Origin of the sequence: Achromobacter spanius (assembly GCF_003994415.1) — a bacterium.
GTDB classification, from domain to species: Bacteria; Pseudomonadota; Gammaproteobacteria; order Burkholderiales; family Burkholderiaceae_B; genus Achromobacter; species Achromobacter spanius_C.
Genome location: NZ_CP034689.1, coordinates 2,301,353 through 2,321,115 on the forward strand (window position 1 = coordinate 2,301,353; position 19,763 = coordinate 2,321,115).

9 protein-coding genes are annotated in these 19,763 nt (G+C 63.8%); all 9 read right to left on the minus strand.

Translation table 11 applies throughout. The features are described from left to right. Positions 1 to 45: 45 nt before the first annotated feature. The 9 genes from ELS24_RS10700 to ELS24_RS10740 all read right to left on the minus strand — a co-directional run bounded on the left by ELS24_RS10700 (position 46) and on the right by ELS24_RS10740 (position 19,645). Entirely contained in the window at positions 46 to 1,992 is a 1,947-nt protein-coding gene (locus ELS24_RS10700) for a bifunctional diguanylate cyclase/phosphodiesterase (protein ID WP_050446415.1), read from the minus strand. Between the two features lie 17 nt (positions 1,993 to 2,009). Next, positions 2,010 to 2,693 carry a transglutaminase-like cysteine peptidase gene (locus tag ELS24_RS10705; protein ID WP_428839699.1) on the minus strand — a complete coding sequence of 228 codons (684 nt, stop codon included), beginning with the start codon at positions 2,691 to 2,693 and terminating at the stop codon, positions 2,010 to 2,012. Between the two features lie 61 nt (positions 2,694 to 2,754). Beyond that, complete coding sequence (locus tag ELS24_RS10710) at positions 2,755 to 3,264, minus strand: hypothetical protein (protein ID WP_127184100.1); 510 nt, start codon at positions 3,262 to 3,264, stop codon at positions 2,755 to 2,757. 58 nt (positions 3,265 to 3,322) lie between these two features. Continuing rightward, entirely contained in the window at positions 3,323 to 13,552 is a 10,230-nt protein-coding gene (locus ELS24_RS31060; protein WP_127184101.1) for a retention module-containing protein, read from the minus strand. An 84-nt stretch (positions 13,553 to 13,636) separates the two neighbouring features. Next, positions 13,637 to 14,293, minus strand: a complete 657-nt coding sequence (locus tag ELS24_RS10720; protein WP_127184102.1) for a helix-turn-helix transcriptional regulator — start codon at positions 14,291 to 14,293, stop codon at positions 13,637 to 13,639. A 19-nt stretch (positions 14,294 to 14,312) separates the two neighbouring features. Further along, entirely contained in the window at positions 14,313 to 15,734 is a 1,422-nt protein-coding gene (locus tag ELS24_RS10725) for an HlyD family type I secretion periplasmic adaptor subunit (RefSeq protein WP_127184103.1), read from the minus strand. 7 nt (positions 15,735 to 15,741) lie between these two features. Then, on the minus strand, positions 15,742 to 17,907 hold the full coding sequence (locus tag ELS24_RS10730; RefSeq protein WP_050448631.1) for a type I secretion system permease/ATPase: 2,166 nt from the start codon (positions 17,905 to 17,907) through the stop codon (positions 15,742 to 15,744). Further along, a complete protein-coding gene (locus tag ELS24_RS10735) occupies positions 17,891 to 18,103 on the minus strand; it encodes a hypothetical protein (RefSeq protein ID WP_050448630.1) in 213 nt (70 codons plus the stop codon). Before ELS24_RS10735 ends, ELS24_RS10730 begins: the two co-directional genes overlap by 17 nt. A 24-nt stretch (positions 18,104 to 18,127) precedes the next feature. Continuing rightward, on the minus strand, positions 18,128 to 19,645 hold the full coding sequence (locus ELS24_RS10740; protein WP_050448629.1) for a TolC family outer membrane protein: 1,518 nt from the start codon (positions 19,643 to 19,645) through the stop codon (positions 18,128 to 18,130). Positions 19,646 to 19,763 lie beyond the last annotated feature (118 nt).

A 19,763-nucleotide genomic window follows, 5' to 3' on the forward strand; every position in this document is an offset into this window, starting at 1 on the left:
GCCGCCCGGTCTTCCTGGCGGCTTATTCGTTGATGCGCGGTGCGACTAGACTGGCGTTACCGCCCGCTTCACACCGGGACCGCGCATGACCTCGATTCCCAGACCGGCCAGGATGCGCTGCGTTTCAGCGTCCGGCACGTCTTCGGCGTAGACGTCGATGTTCAAGTCGCGCGCCGTTTCCAATACGGATGCCGTCAACTGCTGGCTGCCCGGGCTTTGCGACATACCGCCCACAAAGCCGCCACCCAGTTTTACGTAGGACAAAGGCAGCGTGTGCAATTGGGCCACCGCGCCGAACTGCTGCGCCAGGCGGCGCACGCCGATATGCGCGCCGAAATCCGAGACCACGCGGGCCAGCGTGGCGATTTGCTCGTGGCATTCCACCAAGCCATGCGCATCAATCTCCAAGAACAGGCGCGGGGCCAAGGGCCGCCGTTCGGTCAGCAGCAGCGCCAGCTGGCGGAAAAACTTTTGACCGCGCAAGGACGGCAGGGCAACCCGCACCGCCAGTTCGCCGTCATGAGTGGCCAGCCAATCCAGCCCCAGACGCACCGACTCCAGGTCGCAATCAGCCACCAGATCCAGCCGCACCGCGGGCGGGATGAACAGCGTGGCGGGAATGGCGACCTGGTCGGCAGCCGTGCGCAGCATCAGCATGGCCTCGGTGCGCAGGGCCGAGCCATCGGCCGCCAGCAGCTGTTCCGTGGCCAGTTCAAAGTGCTTCTCTTCCAGCGCGGACAGGATGGCATCCTTCCAGGCTCGCTCTCCGGACTCCGACGGCGACTGCATATCCGTGGCACCCGCGATGACGACTTGATCGTTGTTGGCGCTTTCCGCACGCATCAGGCCAAAGTCCAGGCGCGCCAGCACCGGGCCGGCCTGGTTGCCCCGGCTGTAGTCCGTCATGGCCAAGGCCCATCGGCAAAGATGGCCTTCACCCACGGGAATGCGCGTGGCATGCAGGTCGGCCCGTAGTTGCTCGGCCACCATCATGGCCTGGGGCGCCGCGCAGCCGGGCAGCAGCAACGCGAAGTCCGATCCGTTCAGGCGCGCCAGTAACGGCGCTGCCGCGTTCAGCGTCTTCAACGTGCCCTGAATCCGTTCGCACGCGGCGCGCAGCCATTGGTCGATGAATTCGCGCGGCATGTGGCGGTTCAAGTCAGCCAAGTCGCGTTGGCGAAACACCAGCACGTGTCCGCCCGTCACGGTCGGCGCTTCAAGCGCGCGCCGGAACTCGTTCACGAAATATTTGCGATTCGGCAAGCGGGTGACTGGGTCCTGATTCAGTTCCAGTTCCAGCGACTCGATCTTGGCGTTCTGTTCTTCCACGCTGGCGTACACACGCTCGCGGGTCTGGTTCAAGGCCTGCACCACGCCGGACAGCTCGGGCACGCGCGCTTCGACCTGCTCGGGCGGCGCGTCTCGGCCGATGCTGCGGACATGGTCACTGATCTCGCGCAGCAGACGGTTCTTGATCCACCCCACCAGCACAAAGGCAAACACGGCCCACAATACGCCGGCGCCCACCACCAGCGCGATCATCTTCACGCTGCTGCGCCACAGAGCTTCCCACGCATAGGAATCATTGGCGATCAAGGTCACTTCACCCACTTGGCGCCAGCCGTCACTGACCGCGTGGCTGGCCGGTTGCGTGTCCAGCGGCGCCAGCTTCTGGAACCAGGCGGGAACCGCGTTCGGCGTAGCGGTGGACTTGCGTTCGATCAGCACCTTGCCTTCAGGGTCGGCCAGGCGCACCAGCGAGAAATGCCCGCCGTCGTATAGCGCGGATATCAGCAATTCCTGCAGCACCGGATCGTTATTGGCAGGCTGTGACAGCGACAGCGCCAGCGACACCGCCGCATCGGTGCTTTGCACCTGCAACTGGCCAGACAGGTATTCCCGCGCCGAATTGATGCTGAGCGCCAAAGTGCCCAGCAGGATGACGCCGATCGCAAGCGTGACGCTGAGCAGTAGTTGTCGAAGTATGGACATAGTCTTGTTTCCGGACATCAGGGGCGTATGCCGTCCCGTTCCATGCGTTGAAGTAGATCACGCCAGCGGCTGAGTCGGTCAACCGGCGCGGCGGCCTTGCCATCAACGTAGACACCGTCGGCGTTGAAACTGAACACCGGCGTCAGGTCGCGACGCTGCGTGGCAGGCAGGATGGTTGAAATCAGGCTGTCCAGCACCAGCGGGACGGCGTTTGGGGTGTCGTAGTAGCCCAGCACCATGTGGGCGACCTGGCTGCTGCTGGCCGGCCCGCCCACGCGCGCGCGGACGTAGATGAAACGCAGCTTGTTGGCGGGCACACCCATGGCCAACAGGGTGAAGTACTTGCCGATGACGTAGTCTTCGCAATCGCCGGCGCCTCGGCCCAGCGATTCCAGCGGCGTGGCCCAGTAGTCGGCCTGCTTCCAGAGCGTGCTGTCTTCGCTGGACAGCAGGGTTTGGTTCCAGAAATCGTTGGCGGTTGTCAGCTTGTCCCGCTCTTGCGGGGGCGGCGGATCGCGCAGCAGTTGCAGCCAGTTGGAGACAGATCTGGCGCTTTTGGCGCCGTAGCGACTTGCCGCCAGGTTCTGCAGTTTGACGGCATCGATCTCGATTGCGAAAGTGCCGCCCCACCAGCATGTGAGGCCAAGCAAGCCAAGGCCGATAACCCGTTTCAACCGAAGCGGGCGGCGGCGGAGCATGATTCCAGGGGCAAGTAATCTGGTCGCATGTGGGTGCAGTTCTTTCGGGATCTCAGGCCGCTGCCTAATTCTGCCTGGCCTGCCGGGCGGCCTTCATGCGAGCGCGGTCCGACGCCTCCTGGGTGAGGTTCTTGATATAGCCGTCATAGGTTTCCCCATGTGTGGCCTTGCGGACTTCCTCGCCTACTTGGCATGCCCATTTTTCACCGCCCACGATCAGCGCGGATTGCGTGATCAGGTCGGCGTAGGATGAGCGCAGAACAAACGCAATGCTCTTCTCGTAATTCCCACCATCGCGTTCCAGTTTGGTGGCAATCTGCCAATTCGAGACGGCATTGATGAGCACCGCATTGAGGTGATCGAAATGCGTGCGGTAAAACGCATTCCGAGGCAAGCGTACAAGCGCCTCGAAGAAGCCCTGATTGATTTCCTCGTCAGGGACGTCCTTGTCGCGGTCGATCAGGTCGTCCCATAGATGCGCGATACGGCACACCATGTCCACGTAATCGGCCGCGGTGGCGTTTCCTTTGAACCAGGTCAGGAGCTGGTCGCGTTCAAAAAAATGCTTGGGCATGGGATACGAGAATAAACCCGCGATCCGGCCCGCCGGGCCGGATCGCGTGGCGGGTGGGTCAATGATGGTCGACGATGAGTTTACCCTTGTTCAACAGGTCATTGATCACCTGAGCGCTCGTCAGCGAACCGTTGTTGGTAAGGTCCACATTCTCCAGAACGATCTTCTGGTCGACGTTGTGCTGCAGGTCGCCGTTGGTGCTGACGTTGATCACCGTGTTGTTGCCGACCTTGGTGACTTGCAGATAGTCGGTCAGCGGGTTGTTCTCTTCGTGTTGCAGCAAGTCCTTCAGGTCGAGCACGTCGCCGTTATTGGCGGGCGTGCCCAACGAGAAGTCCTTGATGTGGTCCACGGCGGGCGCGGCTGCCGTGCCCTGGTCATTGAGCTCCCAGCGGAACGTGTCGCTGCCCGCGCCGCCTATAAGGGTGTCGTCACCCTTGCCGCCAACCAGGATGTCCTTGCCCGTGCCGCCGTAGAGGGTGTCTTTGCCCTCGCCGCCGTGCAGGTAGTCATCGCCGCCCTGGCCGAACAGGGTGTCGTCGCCCTTGCCGCCGTACAGGAAGTCGTTTCCGCCACGGGTGTCGTCCGGCTTGTCGAATTCTGCGCTGTGCTGCTGCAGATAGTCGAAGAGTTCCGCGGTGGTCGGGGCAACGCCGTTCTTCTGCGCCGTCATGAAGTCCACCAGTGCCTGCCAACCCTGACCGTCGTGCGTGCCTTGAGCGTGGCCAGCCCACGACAGGTGGTCGGTATTGATGGTGTCGCCGAAGATGATGTCGTTGCCTTCGCCGCCGTTGATCGTGTCGCTGGAGACGGGAGCCAGCTCGGTCGACGAATGGCCGCCTTGCAGCGCGGCGTCCAAGTCGTTGGCGTTGTGGACGATCTGGGGTTGACCGACCGTGCCGGTGACGGTGTACTCGTTGCTGCTGCAACCGCTGGTTTCCTTAACCACTTGCGAGCCGGTGCCCGTGGCGTCGGTGTTGTCGAAGAAGCGCAGATAGTTGCTGTTAACCCCCTCACCGATGCCAATGCCGTACATGACGACTTTGTTGTCGCCAACCAGCACGCCGGATCCGTCCACCAGCGGCTTGGCCGCATCGACGGCTTCTTGCATCGCCCCCTTGCTTTGGTTGCCGTTGGACCCGTAGACGTTGGGATTGCCGTCCGTCAGGAAGAAAGTCAGGTTCTGGTAGTCGTGAGCCGCGTCCTTGCCGCCCGACACCTGCGAGTTGAACCAGGCCACGGCCTTATTGAAGGCATCTTGATAATTGGTTTGGCCGTCGGCCTGCAAACCATCAATGGCAGTGAGCAACAGGTGGACGTTCTGCGACGTCAGGTTGTTCAGCGTCACCCCTTTTTGCGCATTGTCGGCAAACGGAATCAGGCGTACGTTCACCACGCCATCGTGATTGGCCAGTTGATTGGCCAGCGACACCAGCGAGCTCTTGAGCAGGTCGATCCGCGACACATTGGTGTCGCCGATCTCCTGGGTCATGCTGCCGGATACGTCGACGATGAGCGAGATGTTGTAGTTCTTGCCCGGTTCCACAGCCGTGACGGAACCGCCGCGGTCGCCCACCAGGATGTCGTTGCCACCGCCGCCGTTCAAATCCGTATTGCTGGCGTTGTTGCCCACGACGAGCTTGTCGGTGCTCAGCGTGAAACTGTGGTCGGCCGATGTATCCTGGCCGCCATTGGCGGTGCCGCCCGAATCCCGCACCGAGAAGTCGAACGTGGCGTCCCCGCCCGCGCTTGACGGCGTGAACACCAGCTTGCCGGCTTGGATATCCGCCACGGTAATGACCTGGCCAGCGGTCACAGGCTGATTGTTGAACATCAGACTGCCTTCACCGGCGCCAGGGGCGCGGGTAATGACCACGCTCTGGAAGCTGTCGTTCTCCACGCCATCATTGAACGGGAAGTCGGACGTCTTGAGCACGTAAGACGTGCCGATAGCCAGGTGGGCGGACGTGTCGCCAGAGACCGGCGCGTCGTTTGTGCCCACGATGGTCACATCGACCGGGCTGGACGCAGTGCCATCTTGCGAAACGACGGTGAAGTTCTCGGTCAAAGTCTGGCCGGCCTTCAGGTTTTGCACCTCGGCCAGCGCGTTGTTCAACTGGTAGCTCCAGTTGCCGTTGGCGTCGACCGTGAACGTGCCGTACTTACCCGGCACGCCTGCCTGGGCCTGCACATGGTTCTGATTGGCGTCCGGATCGGAGACCGTGAGCTTGCCGGTGGCGAATGCCGACGAATCCTCGTAGACCTGGCCCGAGCTTGAGCCGCTGATACTGGCCGCGTCGTTCTTGCCCATCACCGTGACGGTCAGCAAGGCTTGGCTGGTGCCGCCTTCGCCGTCCGAAACCGTGTACCAGACCGAGGTCTGGCCAGGCTGGCCTTCAGCCAGGTTCTGGAAGTCATTGCCCGGGTTGAACGAGTAGGTACCGTCCGCGTAGATGATGAAGCTGCCGCCATTCAGGCCCGCGACCGCCTGGCCTACGCCGCTGGCGTTTCCGCCCACCGCGGAGACGTGCAGCGGGTCGCCATCCGGATCCACGTCGTTGGCAAGCACGCCCTTCGTGACGTCGGTGACCTGGATGGAGGTGTCTTCGTCAGTATTGGCCTGGTCATGATCAGCCTGCGGCAGCGGATTGGTGATATTCCACTTGAACGTCTGCGTCGTCGACACGCCAGCCATATCGGTCGCCGTGACGGTGATCGTATGTACGCCGGTGCCGCCGAACTGCGAGGCGGAATGATCAATCTTGCCGCTGATGATACCGGTGTCCGGATCAATCGTCAGGCCGGCCGGCAAGCCGGTGGCGCTGAAGGCGAGCTTGTCGCCGTTACCTACGTCTGCGTCCGCGAAGTGGCTCGATACATCCAGGCTCACAACCGTCTGAGAATCCTCGCCGCTCTGGTTGGCGATCGCGGTGGAGGTCGGGCCCGAGTTGGTGCCCGTCACCGTCACGGTCAGGGTCGCGGTCGACGTTCCGCCTTCGCCGTCGGAAACGGTGTAGGCAATCGACGTCGTGGCGCTGACGCCGTTCGCCAGGTGCTGGAACGCGGTGCCGGGGTTGAAGCTGTAGGAACCGTCAGCGTTCAAGGTGAAGGTGCCGCCGTTGGAACCCGTGACAGCCGCGCCCACGCTGGCGGCTTGGCCGTTGACCTGCGAGACGGTCAGCGTGTCGCTATCCGGATCGGTGTCGTTTGCCAGCACGCCGTCTTGGGCGTTGACGTTCAGGCTCGCGCCTTGGTTGGTCGCACCGTCGTCGTCAACGGCGGTCGGGGCGGGGTTCTTGACGTCCCACGAGAAGTCTTGCGACACCGAGGCGCCGCTCTCGTCGGTGGCAGTGATGGTGATGGCGTAGACGCCTTGAGCACCACCTTGGGACGCCGAATTGTCCAGCGTGCCGGAGATGATGCCGGTGGTCGGGTCAATGCTCAGGCCCGGGGGCAAGCCGGTGGCCGAGTAGGTCAGCGTATCGCCGGTGTCGACATCAGAGAACTGTTTGGAGACGTCGACCGGGGTGATGGCCTGGCCGTCATCGTTGGCCTGGTCGCCCAGCGTCACGCCCGGGGTCAGGATCGGGGTGTCGTTGGTGCCAGTGATGGTGACCGTCAGCGTTGCCGTCGACGTGCCGCCTTCGCCGTCGGAAACGGTGTAGGTGATCGAGCTGGTCGCGGTCTGGTTGGCGGGCAGGTTGTTGAAGGTCGAGCCCGGGTTGAAGCTGTAGGAACCGTCGGCGTTCAGGGTGAAGGTGCCGCCGTTGGAACCCGTGACAGCCGCGCCCACGCTGGCCGCCTGGCCGTTGACCTGCGAGACGGTCAGCGTGTCGCTATCCGGATCGGTGTCGTTTGCCAGCACGCCGTCTTGGGCGTTGACGTTCAGGCTCGCGCCCTGGTTGGTCGCACCGTCGTCGTCAACGGCAGTCGGGGCGGGGTTCTTGACGTCCCACGAGAAGTCTTGCGACACCGAGGCGCCGCTCTCGTCGGTGGCGGTGATGGTGATGGCGTAGACGCCTTGAGCACCACCTTGGGACGCCGAATTGTCCAGCGTGCCGGAGATGATGCCGGTGGTCGGGTCAATGCTCAGGCCCGGGGGCAGGCCGGTGGCCGAGTAGGTCAGCGTATCGCCGGTGTCGACATCAGAGAACTGCTTGGAGACATCGACCGGGGTGATGGCCTGGCCGTCATCGTTGGCCTGGTCGCCCAGCGTCACGCCCGGGGTCAGGATGGGGGTGTCGTTGGTGCCAGTGATGGTGACCGTCAGCGTTGCCGTCGACGTGCCGCCTTCGCCGTCAGAAACGGTGTAGGTGATCGAGCTGGTCGCGGTCTGGTTGGCGGGCAGGTTGTTGAAGGTCGAGCCCGGGTTGAAGCTGTAGGAACCGTCGGCGTTCAGGGTGAAGGTGCCGCCGTTGGAGCCGGCTACGGCCGCGCCCACGCTGGCCGCTTGGCCGTTGACCTGCGAGACGGTCAGCGTGTCGCTATCCGGATCGGTGTCGTTTGCCAGCACGCCGTCTTGGGCGTTGACGTTCAGGCTCGCGCCTTGATTCGTCGCACCGTCGTCGTCAACGGCGGTCGGGGCGGGGTTCTTGACGTCCCACGAGAAGTCTTGCGACACCGAGGCGCCGCTCTCGTCGGTGGCAGTGATGGTGATGGCGTAGACGCCTTGAGCACCACCTTGGGACGCCGAATTGTCCAGCGTGCCGGAGATGATGCCGGTGGTCGGATCAATGCTCAGGCCCGGGGGCAGGCCGGTGGCCGAGTAGGTCAGCGTATCGCCGGTGTCGACATCAGAGAACTGCTTGGAGACATCGACCGGGGTGATGGCCTGGCCGTCATCGTTGGCCTGGTCGCCCAGCGTCACGCCCGGGGTCAGGATGGGGGTGTCGTTGGTGCCGGTGATGGTGACCGTCAGCGTTGCCGTCGACGTGCCGCCTTCGCCGTCAGAGACGGTGTAGGTGATCGAGCTGGTCGCGGTCTGGTTGGCGGGCAGGTTGTTGAAGGTCGAACCCGGGTTGAAGCTGTAGGAACCGTCGGCGTTCAAGGTGAAGGTGCCGCCGTTGGAGCCGGCTACGGCCGCGCCCACGCTGGCCGCCTGGCCGTTGACCTGCGAGACGGTCAGCGTGTCGCTATCCGGATCGGTGTCGTTTGCCAGCACGCCGTCTTGGGCGTTGACGTTCAGGTTCGCGCCTTGATTCGTCGCACCGTCGTCGTCAACGGCAGTCGGGGCGGGGTTCTTGACGTCCCACGAGAAGTCTTGCGACACCGAGGCGCCGCTCTCGTCGGTGGCGGTGATGGTGATGGCGTAGACGCCTTGAGCGCCACCTTGGGACGCCGAATTGTCCAGCGTGCCGGAGATGATGCCGGTGGTCGGATCAATGCTCAGGCCCGGGGGCAAGCCGGTGGCCGAGTAGGTCAGCGTATCGCCGGTGTCGACATCAGAGAACTGCTTGGAGACGTCGACCGGGGTGATGGCCTGGCCGTCATCGTTGGTCTGGTCGCCCAGCGTCACGCCCGGGGTCAGGATGGGGGTGTCGTTGGTGCCGGTGATGGTGACCGTCAGCGTTGCCGTCGACGTGCCGCCTTCGCCGTCAGAGACGGTGTAGGTGATCGAGCTGGTCGCGGTCTGGTTGGCGGACAGGTTGTTGAAGGTCGAGCCCGGGTTGAAGCTGTAGGAACCGTCAGCGTTCAGGGTGAAGGTGCCGCCGTTGGACCCAGCGATAGCCGCGCCCACGCTGGCCGCTTGGCCGTTGACCTGCGAGACGGTCAGCGTGTCGCTATCCGGATCGGTGTCGTTTGCCAGCACGCCGTCTTGGGCGTTGACGTTCAGGCTCGCGCCCTGGTTGGTCGCACCGTCGTCGTCAACGGCGGTCGGGGCGGGGTTCTTCACGTCCCACGAGAAGTCTTGCGACACCGAGGCGCCGCTCTCGTCGGTGGCGGTGATGGTGATGGCGTAGACGCCTTGAGCGCCACCTTGGGACGCCGAATTGTCCAGCGTGCCGGAGATGATGCCGGTGGTCGGATCAATGCTCAGGCCCGGGGGCAGGCCGGTGGCCGAGTAGGTCAGCGTATCGCCGGTGTCGACATCAGAGAACTGCTTGGAGACATCGACGGGGGTGATGGCCTGGCCATCATCGTTGGTCTGGTCGCCCAGCGTCACGCCCGGGGTCAGGATGGGGGTGTCGTTGGTGCCGGTGATGGTGACCGTCAGCGTTGCCGTCGACGTGCCGCCTTCGCCGTCCGAGACGGTGTAGGTGATCGAGCTGGTCGCGGTCTGGTTGGCGGGCAGGTTGTTGAAGGTCGAACCCGGGTTGAAGCTGTAGGAACCGTCAGCGTTCAAGGTGAAGGTGCCGCCGTTGGAACCCGTGACAGCCGCGCCCACGCTGGCGGCTTGGCCGTTGACCTGCGAGACGGTCAGCGTGTCGCTATCCGGATCGGTGTCGTTTGCCAGCACGCCGTCTTGGGCGTTGACGTTCAGGCTCGCGCCCTGGTTGGTCGCACCGTCGTCGTCAACGGCAGTCGGGGCGGGGTTCTTGACGTCCCACGAGAAGTCTTGCGACACCGAGGCGCCGCTCTCGTCGGTGGCGGTGATGGTGATGGCGTAGACGCCTTGAGCACCACCTTGGGACGCCGAATTGTCCAGCGTGCCGGAGATGATGCCGGTGGTCGGATCAATGCTCAGGCCCGGGGGCAGGCCGGTGGCCGAGTAGGTCAGCGTATCGCCGGTGTCGACATCAGAGAACTGCTTGGAGACGTCGACCGGGGTGATGGCCTGTCCGTCATCGTTGGCCTGGTCGCCCAGCGTCACGCCCGGGGTCAGGATGGGGGTGTCGTTGGTGCCAGTGATGGTGACCGTCAGCGTTGCCGTCGACGTGCCGCCTTCGCCGTCCGAGACGGTGTAGGTGATCGAGCTGGTCGCGGTCTGGTTGGCGGGCAGGTTGTTGAAGGTCGAACCCGGGTTGAAGCTGTAGGAACCGTCAGCGTTCAGGGTGAAGGTGCCGCCGTTGGAACCCGTGACAGCCGCGCCCACGCTGGCCGCCTGGCCGTTGACCTGCGAGACGGTCAGCGTGTCGCTATCCGGATCGGTGTCGTTTGCCAGCACGCCGTCTTGGGCGTTGACGTTCAGGCTCGCGCCCTGGTTGGTCGCACCGTCGTCGTCAACGGCAGTCGGGGCGGGGTTCTTGACGTCCCACGAGAAGTCTTGCGACACCGAGGCGCCGCTCTCGTCGGTGGCGGTGATGGTGATGGCGTAGACGCCTTGAGCACCACCTTGGGACGCCGAATTGTCCAGCGTGCCGGAGATGATGCCGGTGGCCGGATCAATGCTCAGGCCCGGGGGCAAGCCGGTGGCCGAGTAGGTCAGCGTATCGCCGGTGTCGACATCAGAGAACTGCTTGGAGACGTCGACGGGGGTGATGGCCTGGCCATCATCGTTGGCCTGGTCGCCCAGCGTCACGCCCGGGGTCAGGATGGGGGTGTCGTTGGTGCCGGTGATGGTGACCGTCAGCGTTGCAGTCCCCGTCGCGCCCTGGAAATCGGAAACCGTATAGGTAATCGAGGTGGTCGCAGTCTGGTTCGCGCCCAGGTTCTGGAAGGCGGTGCCCGGATTGAACGTATAGGTGCCGTCAACGTTCAGCGTAAAGGTGCCGCCGTTGGAACCCGCCACGGCCGTCCCCACGCCGGCGGTATTGCCGTTGACGTGCGAGACATGCAGGGCGTCGCCGTCCGGGTCCGAGTCGTTACCCAGCACGCCTTCGGTGCGGTGGTCTACGACCAGCGTGTTGTCCTGTCCGGTGGAACCCGTGTCGTCGGTGGCGATGGGTGCCGGGTTGCCGACGTTCCACACGAAGGTCTGCGTCACCGAGACGCCTGACTCGTCGGTGGCCGTCACGGTAATGAGGTACTCGCCCTTCACGCCCGTGTTGGTGTGATCGGATGCCCAGTTGGCAAACTGCCCGGTGAACGTGCCGGTAGCCGTGTCAAACGTCAGCCCGCCGGGTACGTAGTCGACCGAATAGGTCAACACGTCGCCGCTGTCCACGTCCTTGAAGAAGCCGGCCAGGTTGTAGTCGACGGTATCGCCGTCCATGTTGCTCTGGTTGTCCAGGGCAACTGCGGTGGGTGCGTCGTTCGTGCCGGTGATTTCTACCGTGAGGGTAGCGGTGCTGGTGCCGCCTTCGCCGTCCGAGACGGTGTAGGTGATCGTGCTGGTCGTTTTCTCGCCAACGGGCAGGCTCTGGAAGGCCGAACCGGGGTTGAAGCTGTAGGAACCGTCGGCGTTCAGGGTGAACGTGCCGCCGTTGGAGCCGGCTACGGCCGCACCCACGTTGGTTGCCTGGCCGTTGACCTGCGAGACGGTCAGCGTGTCGCCGTCGGGATCGGTGTCATTCGCCAGCACACCGTTCTGGGCATCCACGCTGAGGGTGGAGTCTTCGTCGGTCGCGCCGCTGTCGTTAGCGGCCGTCGGCGCGGGGTTCTTGACGTCCCACGAGAAGTCTTGCGAGACGGACGTGCCGCTCTTGTCGGTGGCGGTGATGGTGATGGCGTAGACGCCTTGAGCACCACCTTGGGACGCCGAATTGTCCAGCGTGCCGGAGATGATGCCGGTGGTCGGATCAATGCTCAGGCCCGGGGGCAGGCCGGTGGCCGAATAGGTCAGCGTATCGCCGGTGTCGACATCAGAGAATTGCTTGGAGACATCGACCGGCGTGATGGCCTGGCCGTCGTCGCTGGCCTGGTCACCCAGCGTCACGCCCGGAGTCAGGATGGGAGTGTCGTTCGTGCCGGTGATTTCCACCGTGAGGGTAGCGGTGCTGGTGCCGCCTTCGCCGTCCGAGACGGTGTAGGTGATCGTGCTGGTCGTTTTCTCGCCAACGGGCAGGCTCTGGAAGGCCGAACCGGGGTTGAAACTGTAGGAACCGTCAGCGTTCAGGGTGAAGGTGCCGCCGTTGGAGCCGGCTACGGCCGCGCCCACGTTGGTAGCCTGGCCGTTGACCTGCGAGACGGTCAGCGTGTCGCCGTCGGGATCGGTGTCATTCGCCAGCACGCCATTCTGGGCGTCAACGCTCAGGCTGGTGTCTTCGTCCGTGGCGCTGCTGTCGTCAGCGGCGGTTGGGGCGGGATTGGTGACGTCCCATGCGAACGCTTGCGAGGTCGAGGCGCCGGACGGATCCGTCGCGGTAACGGTTACCGTGTAGACGCCGTTGGCGCCACCCTGCGAGGCGGAATGATCGATCGTGCCGGTGATGATGCCGGTGTCCGGATCGATGGACAGACCCGGCGGCAGGCCGGTGGCGCTGAACGTCAGTTTGTCGCTGGTGTCGGCATCCGAGAAGCGGTCCGAAACGTCGTAGCGGATGTCCGTCTGGGCATCGATGCCGGATTGGTCGGACAGTGCGGATGACACGGGACCATCGTTGGTGCCGGTTACCGTGACGATGACGGTCGCCGTGGAGGTCGCCCCGCTGGGGTCCGTGATGGTGTACGAGATGGTGCTGGTGGCCGTTTCGCCGACGGCCAGGTAGTCGTATTGGCCGCCCGGCGTGAACACATAGCTGCCGTCGGGTTGGACGACGAAGGTGCCGCCTGTGGAGCCCAGCACGCTGATGCCGCCCGGAATCATCGGTCGGCCATTGATTGACGTGATCGCGAGCGGGTCGCCGTCGGGATCGGAGTCATTGCTGAGCAGGTTGCCACGGACTTGGGCGTTCTGGTCGCCGCTGCTGGCGTCATTCAACGCATTCGGTGCGTTGTTGGCGACGGTGGGCGGGACTACGGCCGCATCGCCATCATCGCCAGTCGCGCCCGCGCCCGCCGCGCGGGACACGGTATCGTCGCCCTGGGCCGGGTTCGGGTAGGCCAGATCCAGCGGCGAGGTCGTTTCCAGAATCCGGGCCAGGCGAACAAAACTGCTGCCGCCGGCATCACCACCGCCCGCCACGATGGCGGCGGTGGGGTCCAGTTCGTCAAACGGGTCGCGGCCGGCTTGCAGGGCGGCCAACAGGCGATCGGAGTCGGTGCCGGTGGGCGGGGCCACCGCGGCTTCGCTCGCATCGGCCAACGGGCCAGCCAGGTCGTCCGTCATGGCAACTTCACGGGCTTCGCCGATGACGATCGGCATGCCGTTTTCAACCTGAAGGGAAACCGTGGCGCCCGAGGCCGTGACGATGTCGCTGCCGGCGGGGACTTTGCTGCCTTGATGCAATTCGGTCAGGGAACCGTCGCTATTGCGTATCCACGCGCGACCGGAGATTTCGTTGACGACTGCGGGAGAAGAGTTGGCCATGTGGGTTCCGTTTCAGGGAGTTATCCAAGATGGCCAGATACTAAACAGCGCTGGGCGGGCGCGATATTGTCCTCAAGGACAGGTTCAGGAAGGTATTTTGCTGCGCGCGTCGGCCGGCGCCGAAATGCCGTGGACCAGCAGGGCCAGCTGAAGGCGGTCGGACACATTCAGCTTCTCGAAAACGGCGGACAGATGGGCCTTGACCGTGCGTTCGGTAATGCCCAGCGCATCGGCGATCTGCGCATTGGCCTGGCCGCTGGCGGCGTACCGGGCAACGGTGGTCTCGCGTTCGGTCAAGACCCCATCGTCCCAGGCATGCGAGTCCTGGGCGCGTTCGGTCACCAGCTTGAGCAGGCGCGCCACCAATGAGCGGCCCATCCAGATGCCGCCTGACAAAACCACTTCAAGGGCTTGCGACAGGGCAGCGGCGGGCGCATAGCTGTGACAGTAGCCGTGGGCGCCGGCCCCCAGCGCCTGTGTGCCTTGTTCGTCGTTGGGGCTGGGGCTTGCCACCACCAGGTGCAGGCCGGCCAGGGCTGGCGCCCAGGAAGGATCCTGCCAGGACGGCAGGCGCGGCACGCCGGTATCCAGCACGGCCAGCGTGCGGCCTTGCTCGCGCCAGCGTTGCAGGTCGGCCAGGCCACGACCGCGGGCAGCCAGCCAGCGCGAGGAATCCAGCGCGCGCCAGTGCTGCCAGAGCAGGTCGTCGTGCGTAATCAACAGGACGGGAACGGGTTTCATAAAGCCTTCCAGCTCTCCTTTAACGTTCGGTGAAGGCGTTTGCCTTGGCACGCAGAATCGGCTTGAGCAGGTACTGCAGCACGGTGCGCTTACCCGTCAGGATATGAACCTCGGCCACCATCCCGGGGATGATGGGCAATAGCTTGTCGCCCACGGTGCTGCGATCGGTGCGGACCCGCACCACGTAATAGGAATTGCCTTTCTCGTCCGTCACGGTATCCGCGCCGATCTGTTCGATCTTGCCTTCCAGACCGCCGTAGATCGAGAAGTCGTAGGCGGTGAACTTCACTTCCGCCTTCTGGTCAGCGTGCAGGAAACCGATGTCGCGCGGCTGGATGCGGACCTCCAGCAGCAAGGTGTCGTCCTTGGGTACGATCTCGATGATGTCCTTGCCGGGCTGCACCACGCCGCCCACCGTGTTGTTGAACAGCGTCTTGATCGTGCCGGCCAGGGGCGCGCGCACTTCCGCCAGCTTCACGCGGTCGGCCAGCGCAAGCTTGCCCTGGCGCAGGGTGGCCAGCTTGGTGTTGGTTTCCGACAGCTCGCTGCGTGCCTGGTTGCGGATATTGAGTTCGGATTCCTGAATCTTGCTTTGCGCTTCCTTGATGGATGCCTGGAAGCGGTCGATCTGCGCTTCGGCGCCTTTCTGTTCGCCGCAATACCGCGCCACATCGCGCTGCAAACGCAGCAGGTCCACTTCAGACACGGCGCCGCTCTTGAGCAGCGGCCGCGTCACCTGCAGTTCCCGCGACGTCAGGCTGCAACTGGCGGATGCCTGGTCGCGTTTGGCGATCGTTTCGCGCAAGTCTTCTTCGCGCTGGTTGAGCTGTTCGCGGGCCACATTGACGGTGGCGTTCAGCTCGGTGTTGCGCGCCAGGTAGGCGTTGCGTTCCATTTCGGCCAGGCCGGGGGCTTGCTTGAGCACTTCTTCCGGGGCAACGAAGGGTTCCCCGGTAGCCAGCGCTTTCAGGCGGGCGGACTTGGCCAGCAACGAAAGATATTCGGCGTTGTTTTCGCCGAGCGAGGACGCAAAGCGCGTGGAATCTATCTTCAGCAGCGTCTGGCCTGCTTGCACTTCCTGGCCGGGACGGACCAGGATTTCCTCGACGATGCCGCCGTCCAGGCTTTGAATGATCTGCACCTGGCGCGATGGCACTACCTTGCCTTCGCCCCGGACCACTTCGTCGATACTGCCGGTGGCCGCCCAGACGATCAACAGAAAGGTCGCCAGCAGCGCCACCCACAGCAACACGCGTGACCCGCGCGCCTGGGATTCGTGGATCACCCATTCGGCGTTGCCCACGTAGTCGGAACGCTTTTCCCGCTTGCCGTTGTCGGCGCCGTCCAGCAGCCGATCGAAGAAGAATACGAATATGTTGCGCAACTTGCGCCCCAAGCCGCCTAACAGGCCGGGCTTGGTTGCTCCTGGGTTGTTCTGCATGGCGCCCTTAACTCCCGCGTCCAACGCGTCCTTGACGCAAGGCCTCGACAACTTGCTCCTTGGGACCATCCGCCACAATATGGCCGTTGTCGATCACGATCAGGCGATCAACCAAGTCCAGCAGCGCGGTGCGGTGTGTGACCAACAGGATGGTCTTGGTGGCGCTGGCCTCGCCCAGTCGCTTGCGCAATTGGGCTTCGCTCTGGTGGTCCATGTTGCTGCTGGGCTCGTCCAGCAGCAGGATCGGCGGGTCGTTGATCAAGGCGCGGGCTACCGCGACGGACTGGCGCTGGCCGCCCGACAGCGATTCGCCGCGTTCGCCAATCACCATGTCAAAACCGTTGGGGTGCAGGTTGGCAAAGTCGGAAACGCCGGCCAGGTTCGCGGCCGCCAGGATGCTGGCGTCGTCGGCATAGGGCGCGCCCATGGCCAGGTTGTGCTTCAGGCTGCCGTAGAACAGCGTGGGATCTTGCGGCACATGGCCGATGGCGCGGCGCACGTCGGCCGGATCAATCTGGCGCACGTCCACGCCGTCCAGCAGCACGGCGCCTTCGGTGGGCTGATACAGCGCCAACGCCAACTTTTCCAACGTGGTCTTGCCTGAACCGATACGGCCGATGATGCCGACCTTTTCGCCAGGCTTGAGCTTGAACGACACCTTTTTCAGTACCGGCTGGGTGCTGCCGGGGTAGGTGAACGTGACGTCACGGAATTCCAGGCCGCCGTGGAAGACGGGGCGATGCAGGAACTCGGCTTCGGCCGGGCGCTCGATCGGCAGCTTCATGTAGTTGTCGATCGAACCCAGTGACGTGCGGGCGTTCTGGTACTGCATCAACAGGCCGGCCACCTGGCCCAGTGGCGCCAGGCAGCGGCTGGCGATCATGGATGCGGCGATGATGCCGCCCATGGACATGGCGGATTCCTGTGCTTGGTAAACGCCGATGATCACAACGGCGATCGACACCATTTGCTGGACAGCCTGCACAAAGCCCACGGTGGACGACGAGATCAGCTTGAGCTTGCCGCTGGTTTGTGCGATGAACTCCGTGGCGCGTTCCCAGTTGCGCTGGACGGCGCCTTGCGCGTTCAGCGTTTTGACGGCTTCCAGTCCGGTCAGCGCTTCCACCAGCGTTGCGTTGCGCTGCGAACTGGCCTGGAAGCTGGCCATGGTCAGGGCCTCCATGCGGGCTTGCGCGGCAAAAGACACCAGCAGAATCAAGACGATGGCAACCAGCGGCGGCAGGATCATCCAGGGTGAGATCCAGACCAGCGCGGCCAGGAACAGCAGGATGAAGGGCAGGTCGACAAGCGTGGTGATGGTGGCGGATGCGATGAAGTCGCGGATGGATTCGAATGAACGCAGGTTGGCCGCGAAAGACCCCACCGACACCGGGCGGCCCTCCAGGCGCAGGTCCAGCACGCGCTCCATGATTTGCGCGGACAGGCGCACGTCGACCCGCTTGCTGGCGCTGTCCACTACGTGCGAGCGCGCCGTGGACAGGATCATGTTGAAGATGACCACCAGCGTGATGCCGATGGCCAGTACCCAGAGCGTTTCAACGGCGTTGTTGGGCACCACGCGGTCGTACACGTTCATCGTGAACAAGGGCATGGCCATGGCGAAGATGTTGATCAGCAGCGCGGCGACCAAGGCGTCGCGGTACAGGCGCCGGTTTTCCATGATGGCGGCCCAGAACCAATGGCGCTCGCGCACTTTGGCGACTTCTGGCGCGCGGGCGTCGAAGCGGAACTGCGGACGCACGAAGCACACCAGGCCGGTGTATTGCGCGGCCAGGTCCTCGGGCGTCATTTCGACCGAACTGCCGCCAAGTTCAGGGTGGCTGACCAGATACTTGCCGTCGTCTTTCTTCAGCAGCAGGCAGGCGCGCTCGCCGTGCAGCAACAGGATGGCGGGCAACAGGTCTTGGGAAATGCCGTCCAGCGTGCGTTTGACGACGCGCGCGGAAAGTTGGGCGCGCGCCGCGGCGCGCGGAAGCAGGGCAGGGGTGAGGCGGTGCTCTTCCAGCGGCAGGCCGGAAGACAAGGCCTGGGCCGTGGCGGTCACGCCATGCAGGCGCGTGATTTCAACCAGGCAGTCCAGCAAGGGGTCGTCGTGCGCCGCGCGAGCGTCGGTGCGCCATTCCCGAGCCGCCGCTTCAGATAACTTGTCCATCATCGTCATCCAGGAGGTCCAGGTGTTCCGAGAGGCGCGCGCGTTGCTGCTTGCGCTGTGAAAGCTTTTGCTGTGCCTGTATAGGCAGGTCTGTCATGCGCAAGGTGCCATTGGCGATCAAGGCGTCGATCAGGTCTTCCAGAACGCGGACAAAGTCCGCGTCCAACTGCGAAAATTCGTTGCCCTGGGGCGTCATATGGCCTCCTTGCGTCCACCGCCATTAAGGCTTGGCGTTGGGTGCGTTCAGCGGCACGAGCGTGGGCGGCAGCGTGCCTTCGTTGTATTGAACGCGCACGGGAGCCAGGCGGGCAGAGTCCGGAACCGTCGAATTGCAAAGCTTGATCACTTCGTCGGTTACCTCCAGCTTGCCATTTTCCTCGGGCATCTCGTTGCGCGCGGGTTGCAGCGCCAGGGCGGGCAGCAACGTGTGCGACAGCGCCAGCCAGCGATACTGCGCAAGCTTGAGGTCATACAAGCCGTTGGTCAATGCGCGGCGTGACTCAAACAGCTCGTTTTCGGTGTCCAGCAAGTCCAGCAGCGAACGCTGGCCAATCTGGAATTGTTGGCGATAGGCGTCACGCACCTTGGTGGTGGCCACTTCGTGGTCACGCAGGAACGGCAGCTTCTCGCTCAGACTGGTGATGTTGTTCCAGGCCACGGCCAGGTCCTGCTGCACATTGCGGCAGGTGTAGTCGCGGATGTCGCGCGCGGCGTACGACTGCGCGGCCGTCTGGCGCACCCGGGCCGAGTCAGCGCCACCGCGGTACAGGTTGTAGCTCATCACGACCTGCACGCTGGAGCTTTGGATGTCGCGGTTTTCGGGTGTGGGGTCGTTCTGGTCACGGCCCGAGGACGCCACGAATTCAAACTTGGGCGAGAACGCGCCCTTGGACGACGCGACGCCCGCTTGCGCTGCCTGCAGCCCGGCCTGCTTGGACAGGAAGCTGGGGTTGCGGCGGAGGGACTCATTGAAATTGCCGGGTTTGACGGGCAGCTTGCTGGCGACGTCAGGCGGCGGCAGCATGGCTTCAGGCGGGAAGGCGCCGGTCACGCGCTGGAAGCGCTGTTGCACGTCCAGCAAATTTGCGGTTTCCGTCATCAGGTTTGTCTGAGCCAGGGACAAGCGGCCACCCGCCTGTTCCAGGTCGACCCGGCGGCCCACGCCCGATTCCGTCCGTTCGCCGATTTGCTTCAGCGTTTCTTCGTGCAGCGAGTAATTCTGGCGCGCCAACAGTTCCATGTCGCGATAGCGCTGCAGGTCAATGTAGGCCTGCACCGCCGCAAAGGCCGTGCTGTCGCTGGTGGCCAGCACGTCATAGAAGCGTGCCAGCTTGTCAAAGCCGGCCTGCTTGACGTCGTTGCTGGTGCGGAAGCCGTCGAAAATCAATTGGCGCAGTTCAACGTTGTAGCCGGGGCGGCTCCAACGCTGCGAACCCACGTCGGGCACGTTGCTGCGATATTCCCGGCCCACATAGCCCAGGGCGTTGATCTGCGGGAAGAACGCCGCACGGGCTACCGACTGGCCTTCCAAAGACGCTTGAAAGTCGTGGTACTTAGCCTGGATTTCGGGATTGCTGAGCAGGGTCTGCTCCACAATCTGATTCAGTGTCACTGCCGGGGTGCCTGCGGTGGGGATAGCGGCAGGCGTGGCTGCCGGCGCGGAAGTTTGGGCAAATGCAGCGGGAACAAAAGCCAGGGCAAGAATCGTAGTCGTGCGCTTGAGCAAAAACGAAGCCATAGTGATTATTCGCGAGTCAGGTTGGGAATGAATGGCCGCCATGTTGTATGTAAATGTCATGTTCGACTAGTCAAGATTTGTTAAGTCTGAATATTCAACAAATAGCGGGCCATAACGT